The following is a 9982-nucleotide window of genomic DNA, read 5'->3' on the forward strand; positions in this document are numbered from 1 at the left end:
TATCTGCTATTCAAATTTTACAGTAGTTAATGAACAACGTAGGAGTCAGTCCGGAGCAAAAAGTGGAAATGCGTTCAGCTATGAGATCATTGTTAGCGGCTTTGCCGGTTACAATGAGGCCGAGTTTGGAAATCCATTATTTTGCACGAAGTGTAAAATAATTAGTTTCGAACCGGCCCATAGCGTTCCAACAGCATTCCCACTTTTTGTGGAGGACGGGAATTAAAAAATACTCACGCTATAACCAAACTTGACATCCTTATTTGAAACTTAATTTTTTATATTACTTTTGATCTTTGTAATATTGAATTTTACTCTTAATGATTTTTTCACATAAATCAGGGTATGAGATACCTGCAGCTTCGGCTTCTCTTGGCATCAATGATAGTGGAGTCATACCTGGTAGGGTATTAGCTTCCATAACATACAGTTGACCATCACGAAGTAAGAAGTCAACACGACCATAATTGCTCATGCCTAATGCCTCAAAAGTCTTCTTTGTTAAAGCCTGCATTCCTGCATGAATTTCATCATCCAAATTATCTGGAGGTGTAATAAAATGCGTTACATTATTAGCTTGGAACTTATGTTGGAAATCATACCAACCAGTATCAACAGTAACTTCAACAGCTGGCAATACCAAGCCGTCGACGATAGCTACGGAGAACTCACGTCCCTTGATGTATTCCTCAATCAAAACCTCATCGTCAAATCTCAAAGCATCTGCAACTGATTCTCTTAATTCAGTTGCATCATTAACGATATGGGTACCAACACTTGAACCACCATTAGAAGGCTTTACAACCATTGGATAATTGAATGGAATATCCTCGGACAAAACCTTAGCTGTCTTAGTTGTTGTATATTTAGCGGTTGGAATTTTATTTTGAACAAAAATTTCTTTAGAATATTTTTTATCCATAGCAAGACCTGAAGCTAATGATCCACTACCTGTATATTTGATATCAAAGACATCAAATACAGCTTGCATCTTACCATTTTCACCGTCTTCACCGTGTAGTCCCATGTAGACAATATCAGCGTGTTGACAGATCTTTAAAACATTTTTACCAAGCAATCCTCTAGTACCATCGGTACGAAGTGCGTTGATCTTAGCATCTGTAAGAACCTCATCGTCAATAACTAACTTGCTTTCACTCTCTGGTTCAGTCGTGAAAAGATCATCAATTTTATCTTCTTCGATATCCTTACCTAAAAATGAATCAACGTATGCGACTTCATAACCCTTACTGCGTAGTGCGTTGGTGATTTTAACTCCGGAAGATAAAGAAACATTTCTTTCTGTACTTCTTCCACCTGAAAGAACGACAATTTTCATTGTGTTTCACCTAATCCTTTTTAATTTAATTACTTAAGCGTAAATCCTAGAACCTACAGAATAGCATAATACAGGCGAAAAAACCATTTCAGAATTTAAGATTTAAAGAAATTTAGCTGAAATTCTCGAATTTTTCACATATTTTTGGTTTAATTGTCAATATAAGGAGGATATGACCTTGAAAAAGTTAAATATCATTTTATTAGGTTTAATATCTGTAATCACGCTGGGAGTATTTTCAGCGCAATCTGTTAAAGCTGATGATCTTAATGATCAACCAGTTATGACCTTGGGAACATCGCTAACTGATGACCAACGTCAAGGAACAATCAGTGCTTTATCTTCACAACTCAATAACAGCAGTAATTACAAAACAATTACTGTTAACGGCGATACTCTAGTTAAATACTTGAATCCAAGTGGCAATTCTTTCACTAGCAACTCTGGTGTTTGGTCTTCTGCTTTAATTCAAAAAACTTCATCTGGCTCTGGTATCAATGTAAAAATCGTTGACTACAATGGTAAAAATAACATTACTACCATTACAGCTGACCAATATCGAAACGCTGCTGTTACCGCTGGTATCAGTGATGCCAACATCTATGTAACTTCAGCTACAGCAATTGATGGATCTGGTGCTTTAGCAGGTATCTATGCTGCTTATGCTAATAGTGGCGATTCATTGAATCAAAGCCAAGTTAATGCTGCTCAAAAAGAAATGGGTGTCTTAAGTGGCATTACTGATGCTAATAAGGGTACTGATGGTTATTCTGATAAGCAATTAAACAATGCGGTTGCCGGAATGAAATCAGACATTGCCCAAAAGGGTGACAACATTACAGTTAACCAAATTACTACTATTGTTAACAACAACCTACAAAAGAACAATTTACAAAATATTATCAACGATAATCAAAAACAACAGATCATTAATTTGATGGTTCAAATTAGAGATTCCGGTGCCTTGAAGAATTCTAACTTTAAAGAACAAGCTTCTAAACTAAGTAGCGATATCATGAGTAAAGCTAAAAACGTTTTCAACAATTTAAATACTCAAGAAAATCGTAATTTCTTACAAAAGATTTGGGACAGTATCGTTTCATTCTTCAGCGGTTTGTTCGGTGGCAATAATAACAGTACAAACTAAAATTGCTTAGTGTATTAAAAAATGCCATCTTCCACTACGCTAGGAATGGTCTGGAACGTGGTGGTATTATTGGCTTTAAACCTGCTACAAAATTCAAATTTATATAAAAATAGCTAATGACTATAATAAAAAAGTCATTAGCTATTTTTGTATTTAAATGTCTGAAATATACAACAGTTACACTAGCCTGTAACATAATTTCCAAGTCGTGCCCACGGCATTCCAGTCAAATTGTGATTTTTGTGGCAGGCGACATTTTTAAGCACTCTTTATAAAACCTACATTTTATCCATGGTCTCATTCAAAAGTTCGTCTACTCGATTATTCCCTACATTAGTAGCATGTCCCTTGGTCCATTCGAATGTTTTTTGAGGAACGGTTGGCAACAAACTATCCAATTGTTTCCACAATTCAACGTTGGCTGGAACGCTGCCATCAGCCTTTTTATAGCCACGTTTCTTCCAACCTGTCAACCAATTTTTGGTAATAGCATTCAAAACATATTGTGAATCTAAGACAAATATCGTATTTTGTTGATTGATTTTTAAGTCATTTAATCGAATAATACTCTGAATTAGGGCCATTATCTCCATACGGTTGTTAGTTGCACCAAATTCACCATTTGTTCCTTCGTATGTTTGACCATGATTACTGATATGATAGGCCCAAGCGGCTTTATCCGAAGTTTTAACGTGACCGCCCTTAAAATTTCCATGGTTTCTAGACCCGCCATCAGTATAAACGACTACATCAAAATCATTTATATCTGATACTTTTGTTGCTGACGATTTTTTGTGCGTTGTTGTTTTCTTATTATAAGAATCTTTTCCCTCGAGAAAGGCTTCCGCTTCTGCTCGTGAAAGAAAACTTTTATACCGTGCACCGGCAAATCCATCGACTTGAGCCTTACATTCTGGCCAGGTTAAATAGATTCCTGGTTTCTTTCCACGTCGTACTGCATAATATTTTTGCAATTGTCATACCCCATTTGGTTAATATTTCTCAATAATAATTATATAATAATATATTGTTGGGGTGAATTTATGAAAAAAGGGCAATGGCCGATTCTCTATATCCATGGTTTTCGGGGTGGAGATTATACGACCCAAAAAATGATTGAGTCTGCTTTGGAATGTAATGGTAAGAAAAAAAATCAATTTCTCAAAGCGATTATTAATTGGCGTGGCAAAGTCACATACGAAGGCGTCTGGACGGATGACGAGCATCCAATTGTTCAGGTAGTTTTTCAAAACAAGTGGGTTGGCAGTAACCAAATGGGATATTGGTTAGTAAAACTCTTATTTGATTTACGATTAAAACATGAATTTACTACATATGACGCCATCGGTCACTCACTTGGGGCTGTAACCCTCATTTTAGTCAATTTGAGGGAAAAAATGCGTCCATATATTCCACGACTAAAAAAATTAGTTCTCATAGCAGGGCCATTCAATGGAATTTTAGGTTTAGGGGATCTTCCCAATATTAACCGCATTGAACCAAACGGTCGCCCTGCTTTTATGAGTCCAACTTATTTTAGAATTTTTATGAATAGAAATAATATTTCAGATGATCTACGAGTTTTAAATATTTTTGGTAATGTAGGCGATCAGTCCAATAGCGATAAATATATTTCCGTTACATCGGCCAAATCAATTTCTTATATTCTTAAGCCTCGTGTTAAAGAATATAACGAATATTTAATCAAGGGCTCCAATGCTGAACACTCTATGCTTCACGATGATTCTGAGATTTTAGATACTGTTAACGGATTCATTTACTACAATCCGTTATCGTAACGTTATATAATGACAATGCGTCATTTAGTTTTTAAGAGAGATTTGGAGGGGATTTCTATCAAAGCTTGGGAGCTATTCCGATTAGATATAAAAAGAACTTTGCAATCAAAACCCGCGACATTACTAATGTTGGCATTAATTATTTTGCCATGCCTATACTGTTGGTTTAATGTTTGGGCTCTATGGGATCCATATTCAAATACTGGTAACTTAAAAGTTGCCGTCTATTCTGATGATCAGGCCGTAGAACTTGAAGGTCAGAAGATTGAAATTGGTGATCAACTTATTGCTAATTTAAAGAAAAACAAAAAATTAGGTTGGACTTTCGTCGATTCCAAGAAACAACTCGATCAAGGTGTCAAAGATGGTTCTTACTATGCGGGTATTTATTTACCTAAGAACTTCTCCAAAGATATCCTAAGTTTCTTATCAGGAAACATCAAAAAGCCTACCTTAGTATTCTCGGTTAATCAGAAAATAAATGCCGTGGCCCCGAAGCTAACCGAGTCGGGGGCAACGACCTTACAAAACACGATTTCTGATGAATTCGTTGGAACTATCAGTAAAACAATTACAAAAGCTTTGAACAAATCTGGTGGCGACTTGCAACAAAATCTACCTATGTTAAGACGTCTATCCTCATTGCTGATAACAACTGATGACAATTTGCCTGAACTCCAAGATATTATGGATAAAGTTCAACAAGCAAACACCATCGTTCCTAATCTGAATCAAAAATTACAGCAAGCCAATGATATGTACGGCTACCTTCCTTTGCTAAATCAAGACGCTCAAAAATTAGTTAATTTAAACAACTTCTTGCCACTAGCTGATGCTGGCGGTACTGCTGCTAAGGATCTACAAGGAAAAATCCCAGAAATTCAAAGTGCTGGTTCTCAAATCAATGAAATCGACAATGACTTTGGCAAAATTTCTAACTTGATGGATACAAGTATTACTCAAGTAGAAAATGGGATTCAAGTTGTCAACAAAGTTCAAAACGTTATGCCTGACATTCAAAAGTTAGGTGAAGATGCTGAAAATGCAACTAATAAAGCAAATAATGAATTGATTCCTAAGATTCAACAAGCTTTGCCAGTTATTAAAACAACTGTTGATACTGGACTTTCAATGATTTACAACATTGCTAAGCAAATTAGCACCTCGCTCAGCAACATGAACACTTTGATTGATAAGATCAAAGCTGATCCTAAGAATCAGGAATTAAAGCAACAACTTAAAACTGTTCTTCAAAATGTAGCTTCAGATGCTACTCAATTGGCTCAAGTTAGTCGTCAGATAGCTTCCTCGCTATCAGATCTACAGGACTTCTACAATGACCTTGCCGATCAATTAGGACACGATAAGACAACTATCTTTGATACGCCAATTCAACACTTAAACGATTTAGCTACTTTAAATGATACTTTAGCTTCTAAAGCTAACGATATCTTAAATAATTACGACGATTTAGATACAACTCAGCTTCAAAGCAAGATTTCTAGCTTTCAAACACAAGCTGATAAGATTGCCGATGGTGTTTCTGATATCAAAGATCTTGATATCATGAGCAGCGTTTCAAGCACTATCAACGACATCAGTACTTTCCTTAAAGATGCTGGTTCTACTTTGAGCCAAGTCAATAACAATATTATTCCGGCCATCCCAGGTCTGTTGAATAATACCAAAGGTGTACTAGAAACTGCTTTGACTTATTTACAGAAATATCAAAAGCAATTGCCTGCTGTTGGTAATGAAATCCACGATGCTAATCAATTGTTGAATGGCAATATGAGTAACATCACTACTGGTATTAATTTAGTCAATGATTTTTATAATACTGATTACCCTACTTTGAAGAAGAAATTGTCTACTGCTACTTTCTTCGTTCAATATCAATTGCCACAAATTGAAAATGAATTGACAACTACTTTAAACTTAGTCAATTCCAAGACTCCTGAATTAGAACAGGCTCTTTCAACTGCTAATGACTTTGCTCAAAACGATTGGCCACAGTTAAAGAAAGACATTCATCATTCTGCTAAGCTGCTCAGAAAAGGAAAGAAGAACGTTGATCTTAAGGCTTTAATTAAACTAATGAAATCTGATGCCAATAAGGAATCTGATTTCTTCTCTAATCCAGTTAAATTAAAGCAAGAGAATCTTTACGACGTTCCTAACTATGGTTCTGCTAGTGCCCCATTCTACTTGGCATTGTGTATCTGGGTTGGTGCTTTGCTACTATCCAGTGTCTTCACCGTTCACTTCCAACTAAACGATCGTCAAAAGTATCGTTACAGTTTCAAGCAAAGATTTAATGGACGTTATTTAACTTTTGGTTTCTTAAATCAATTGCAAGCTATTGCAGCCGCACTTGGTAACCTCTTCATTATTCACGCTTATACTAAAGAGAAAGTCTGGTTAGTCGTCTTTTGTATGCTGGTCAGCTTCGTCTTCATTTCAATTCTATACTCGCTGGTACAAATGTTTGGTACTGTTGGTAAAGGATTAGGGATTATCATTCTGGTGCTATCAATTTCCGGTGCCGGTGGTAACTTCCCGGTTGTCCTTTCCGATGGATTCTTCCGCTTCATTAATCCGTACCTACCGTTTACCTATGCGGTTAATTTGATTCGTGAAGCAGTCGGGGGAATATATTGGCCTAACGCGACAAAAGATATTATCATATTAGTAGCCTTTGGCGTAGTGTTCTATCTACTTGGCCTCTTAACTACTGAGAAGCTAAAACCATTGATGCACAAGCTGCATAAGAGTGCCAAGAAGAGTATGATCATTGAATAATTTTATTTGTTAAAGGGAGAGAGAATTTTAATGACAGATGTAAAAATGAAATCTTATCGACCTTTCATTACCGAAAATTTTTTCTGGGACTTTCCTACTCGTTTCAATCTTAAGGAAGTCAGTGAATTTTTGAATGAAGATATCGACCCAACTACCGAATATATTTCTGACACCGCTAAAACAATCATGCGTAATGATGGTATTTACTGGTGCATTCAAAAAAAGCATTCTGATCAAATAGTAGCGTTGATTTCTCTGAGCGATTTAGATTTAGAAAAACATCAGGCCGCTTTAATGATTACTTTCAAAAACTTGTCTGATACTGAAAAACAAGAAATTTCTAGACGCTTGTTAACTTTCGTTAAGGATCAAATCAATCTAGAGACAATCGAAATTAATCAATTAGATCATACAGTTCAAGAAAACTTCACAAATAATGGATATAATGTTTCCAATAACAATATATTAAAGAGGAGTTAACATCTATGTATGGATATGGTTACGGTTTTGGTCCCAGCTATTTACTAATAATCATTGGTTTAGTTATTAGTTTATGGGCATCATGGTACGTCAATCATAATTTCAAAAAATATGATCAATTTACTAGTCACCATGGCGTAAGTGGTGCCGATGCTGCTAGATTTATCTTAGATAATGCCGGCCTTCAAAGTATTCAGATCAACAAGGTCAGCGGTAATTTAACTGATAATTACAATCCTGGCAACAAGACATTGAACCTTTCTGAATCAACCTATGACTCGACTTCTGTTGCTGCTATCGGTGTAGCTGCCCATGAATGTGGACATGCGATTCAAGATCAAACTAGTTACGCTCCGATGCGGGTTCGAGCTGCTTTAGTACCAGCTGTTAACTTAGGATCTAATGCCTCAATTCCTTTGATTATTGTCGGTGCCCTTTTAGGAATGAACCACACCTTAATCACAATTGGAATTTGGTTATTCGCTTTAGTAGTCTTATTTCAAGTCGTTACTTTGCCAGTAGAATTTAATGCTTCTGGTAGAGCTATCAAAATACTCAGTTCTGGAGATTTATTAGATAGCGATGAAGTTCCAATGGTTAAAAAAGTTTTATTCTCAGCTGCTTTGACATATGTGGCTGCTGCTATCTCAACTGCATTGCAACTATTGCGACTGATTATTATCTTTGGCGATAATCGCAATTAACAAGAAAACAAAAAGCTCTATCTATTTGCCACTGAATTGGCAATTAGATGGATTTTTTTTATTGATTAAAAATAACTTTTCCCCCAATTAAGGCTTAAATTAGATTTTATTAGTATTTTGAAGTAAAATTTCTAATAAAAATAATAGAGGGGAATTTATTTTATGATTGATATTTGGATCATCTGGCTAATTCTCATTATTTTAGTTATCAATACTGTTTCAGCTCTTATCACTGTTTTCCATAGACCACGTAATATCGTTACTACTTGGGCTTGGATCTTAGTTCTTGTTCTATTGCCAATTGTGGGATTCCTTATTTACGCCTTTTTAGGTCGGGGAATTGCTCAAGATAAGATATTTAATATTAGTAAACAAGAGCATTACAGTTTAAGTCAGTTGAAGAGAATGGCCATAGCTGCTCAAAAGCGTCCTCAGAATGCTTCACGATACGATGAAACAAGATATGCTGACCATATCATTCGTTTCTTCAATGAAACCGAGGAAGCTCCTTTAACGCGTCATAACGAGATCGAGCTTTTCTTTGATGGAAAGGAAAAGTTCGAAAAGTTATTCGAAGATGTGCGTAATGCTACTGATACTGTTCATGTTGAATACTATGCCTTCATCAAAAGTAATATTGCCGATGAATTTTTAAAACTATTAACTCAAAAAGCTAAAGAAGGATTAGAGGTTCGTTTGCTCTATGATCCATGGGGATCTGGCGGCACGAAGCCTAGTTACTTCAAAGAGTTTAAAGCTGCTGGTGGAGAAGTTTTGCCTTTTATTACTTCAAAAAACGTCATTGCTAAAACACGTTTGAATTATCACTTGCACCGTAAAATCGTTGTAATTGATGGTACTACTGGTTGGATCGGTGGCTTTAATGTCGGAGATCAATATGTCAATGTAACTGAAAAGTTTGGTTACTGGCGTGATACTCATTCACGAATTTTCGGAGCAGCCACTTTACTGTTGCAGGAGCGGTTCTTCCGTGATTGGAATGCTTCATTAGATCGAGATGCTGAACCTTTGGCCTTCTTGGAAAAATACTTCCCATCTGATAAATTCAATTCTGACGCTAATTTGCCAATTCAAATTATTACTGACGGACCAGATAGTCGTGATGAAATCTTAAAAGATGGCTTTATCGACATGATTGTCAGTGCTAAAAAGAGTGTTTGGATCCAATCGCCATATTTGGTTCCTGACGATCCTATGTTCACAGCTTTAACAATTGCTGCTCGTTCAGGAGTTGATGTCCGGATCATGATTCCATGTATGCCCGATCATCCCTTTATTTATCGTGCTACGCAATATTATGCTAATTTACTTACATCTTATGGCATTAAGATTTACAGCTATCAGAAAGGATTTTTGCACGCCAAAACTTCCGTTTTTGATGGCAAGATTTGTTCCGTTGGCTCTATGAATCATGATTTCAGAAGCTATTCGCTGAATTTTGAAGCTAACGCCTTCATTTATGATTCTCAGGTAGCCCATAAGATCGCCCGTTCATTTGAAAATGATATGAAAGATTCCTTGCTATTAACACCTGAAATGATTAAAGAACAAGGTATGTGGCTGCACTTCAAACAACGCTTCTCAAGATTATTATCGCCAATTCTTTAACTTAAAAATACTAAATAACGCCTGGTTGGAAACCATTTTAGTGGTAACCAACTAGGGCTGTTCGTCAAATCAAGTTGATGGC

General features: G+C 36.1%; 9 protein-coding genes. 7 read left to right on the forward strand and 2 right to left on the reverse strand.

Annotated elements, in window-relative coordinates:
• Positions 1–226, forward strand: a 226-nt coding sequence (locus FD26_RS11350) for a hypothetical protein (protein ID WP_235526721.1), incomplete at its 5' end; no start/stop codon positions are given.
• Between the two features lie 57 nt (positions 227–283).
• Here the strand turns inward: FD26_RS11350 and FD26_RS09995 are convergent.
• On the reverse strand, positions 284–1339 hold the full coding sequence (locus FD26_RS09995; protein WP_057868282.1) for a D-alanine--D-alanine ligase family protein: 1056 nt from the start codon (positions 1337–1339) through the stop codon (positions 284–286).
• Positions 1340–1511: 172 nt separating this feature from the next.
• Between FD26_RS09995 and FD26_RS10000 the strand changes: the two genes are divergently transcribed.
• Complete coding sequence (locus FD26_RS10000; RefSeq protein WP_075887296.1) at positions 1512–2486, forward strand: DUF1002 domain-containing protein; 975 nt, start codon at positions 1512–1514, stop codon at positions 2484–2486.
• 278 nt (positions 2487–2764) lie between these two features.
• Here FD26_RS10000 and FD26_RS10005 read toward each other — a convergent pair whose 3' ends face one another.
• Complete coding sequence (locus tag FD26_RS10005) at positions 2765–3460, reverse strand: ribonuclease H family protein (protein ID WP_057868284.1); 696 nt, start codon at positions 3458–3460, stop codon at positions 2765–2767.
• Positions 3461–3529: 69 nt separating this feature from the next.
• Between FD26_RS10005 and FD26_RS10010 the strand changes: the two genes are divergently transcribed.
• The 5 genes from FD26_RS10010 (at position 3530) to cls (ending at position 9900) form a co-directional block, all read left to right on the forward strand.
• Positions 3530–4285, forward strand: coding sequence for an alpha/beta hydrolase (locus FD26_RS10010; protein WP_057868285.1), 756 nt, complete (start codon positions 3530–3532; stop codon positions 4283–4285).
• 9 nt (positions 4286–4294) lie between these two features.
• Entirely contained in the window at positions 4295–7087 is a 2793-nt protein-coding gene (locus FD26_RS10015; protein ID WP_235526722.1) for a YhgE/Pip domain-containing protein, read from the forward strand.
• Positions 7088–7117: 30 nt separating this feature from the next.
• Positions 7118–7567 (forward strand): hypothetical protein, encoded by a 450-nt coding sequence (locus FD26_RS10020; protein ID WP_057868286.1) that lies wholly within the window; start codon positions 7118–7120, stop codon positions 7565–7567.
• A 5-nt stretch (positions 7568–7572) separates the two neighbouring features.
• Complete coding sequence (locus tag FD26_RS10025; RefSeq protein ID WP_057868287.1) at positions 7573–8271, forward strand: zinc metallopeptidase; 699 nt, start codon at positions 7573–7575, stop codon at positions 8269–8271.
• A gap of 162 nt (positions 8272–8433) precedes the next feature.
• Positions 8434–9900, forward strand: a complete 1467-nt coding sequence (cls, locus tag FD26_RS10030) for a cardiolipin synthase (RefSeq protein ID WP_057868288.1) — start codon at positions 8434–8436, stop codon at positions 9898–9900.
• Positions 9901–9982 lie beyond the last annotated feature (82 nt).

The sequence above is a fragment of the Companilactobacillus crustorum JCM 15951 genome (genome assembly GCF_001434585.1).
Taxonomy (GTDB): Bacteria; Bacillota; Bacilli; order Lactobacillales; family Lactobacillaceae; genus Companilactobacillus; species Companilactobacillus crustorum.

What these genes read in the sequence shown, in the direction of transcription:
- FD26_RS10020 (WP_057868286.1), top strand. Translation starts at nt 7,118, where the DNA reads ATGACAGATGTAAAAATGAAATCTTATCGACCTTTCATTACCGAAAAT.
- FD26_RS09995 (WP_057868282.1), bottom strand. Translation starts at nt 1,339, where the DNA reads ATGAAAATTGTCGTTCTTTCAGGTGGAAGAAGTACAGAAAGAAATGTT.
- FD26_RS10015 (WP_235526722.1), top strand. Translation starts at nt 4,295, where the DNA reads ATGACAATGCGTCATTTAGTTTTTAAGAGAGATTTGGAGGGGATTTCT.
- FD26_RS10000 (WP_075887296.1), top strand. Translation starts at nt 1,512, where the DNA reads ATGACCTTGAAAAAGTTAAATATCATTTTATTAGGTTTAATATCTGTA.
- FD26_RS10025 (WP_057868287.1), top strand. Translation starts at nt 7,573, where the DNA reads ATGTATGGATATGGTTACGGTTTTGGTCCCAGCTATTTACTAATAATC.
- FD26_RS10010 (WP_057868285.1), top strand. Translation starts at nt 3,530, where the DNA reads ATGAAAAAAGGGCAATGGCCGATTCTCTATATCCATGGTTTTCGGGGT.
- cls (WP_057868288.1), top strand. Translation starts at nt 8,434, where the DNA reads ATGATTGATATTTGGATCATCTGGCTAATTCTCATTATTTTAGTTATC.